1 protein-coding gene and 1 pseudogene are annotated in these 924 nt (G+C 55.6%); both read right to left on the reverse strand.

Translation table 11 applies throughout. The annotated features are described in order from the left end of the window. Positions 1-450 (reverse strand): annotated as a pseudogene (locus lacNas_RS00170) (DnaD domain protein); the annotation flags it as partial. A 3-nt stretch (positions 451-453) separates the two neighbouring features. Next, a complete protein-coding gene (gene nrdR, locus lacNas_RS00175) occupies positions 454-921 on the reverse strand; it encodes a transcriptional regulator NrdR (RefSeq protein WP_002879222.1) in 468 nt (155 codons plus the stop codon). Positions 922-924 lie beyond the last annotated feature (3 nt).

The raw sequence follows: 924 nt of genomic DNA on the forward strand, positions 1-924 counted from the left end.
TTCTTTTACCTTGGCATCCTTGGCAAAAAGCTTGCTCAGCTCGCTGAAGCGGTAGCTGCCGACTTTTTCTTTCAAAAGGCTGGCCAGAAGCGATGTGTTGAAAAATTCGCTGGCTGCCGGCACGGCCTGGATCCTGAAGGCCAGCATCTCCCCCAGGCGGATATTTCGGCTGACGTAAGTCTTCAAAAGCCCCACCGCCTCCAGTTTGTGGATGGCTGACCAGAGCTGGCGCAAGCTGCAGTCAAGCTCTTCTTGCAGGTTGTACAGGGCCCGGGCCTGAGACAGGGGCTGGTAGGCGTCAAACTCCTGCTTCAAAGTCTGGTAGAGGGCAATCCCCAAAGCACCGACCAGGGGCTGGTAAAGCTTGACCAGAACCTTCTCCCGGTCGCCTTGGACAGGGAGCTTGTTCAAAATGACATAGCGCAGGCGCGGATTGGAATTGTTGTACATGGCTTACTTTGCCTTGCTGTGGCGGTCCATCATGTCCTCCATGGTCTTCATGAAGCTGGACATGTCGGTGAACTGCCGGTAGATGCTGGCAAAGCGGATGTAGGCAACGTCGTCGATGTCAGCCAGCTGGTCCATGACCAGTTCGCCGATTTCCTTGGAATAGATTTCGCTGACGCCCTTGGCCCGGATGCGGTTTTCCACGTTGTCGACCAGCTTGTTCAGCTGCTCACTGGTTACCGGCCGCTTCTGGCAGGCAGCTGCCACCCCGTTCAAGATCTTTTCCCGGCTGAAGGCTTCTCTGGTGCCGTCGTTCTTAATCACCAACAGGGGAGATTGTTCCACCCGTTCAAAAGTCGTAAAGCGGTAGCCGCAGTTTTCGCATTCCCGCCGCCGGCGGATGGTCCGCCCTTCGTCAGTCGGCCGGGAGTCAATTACTCGGGAAGCGTTTTGATGACAATTTGGACAAAGCATGAT

The sequence above is a fragment of the Lactobacillus nasalidis genome, from assembly GCF_016587775.1.
GTDB classification, from domain to species: domain Bacteria; phylum Bacillota; class Bacilli; order Lactobacillales; family Lactobacillaceae; genus Lactobacillus; species Lactobacillus nasalidis.

What these genes read in the sequence shown, in the direction of transcription:
- nrdR (WP_002879222.1), bottom strand. Translation starts at nt 921, where the DNA reads ATGCTTTGTCCAAATTGTCATCAAAACGCTTCCCGAGTAATTGACTCC.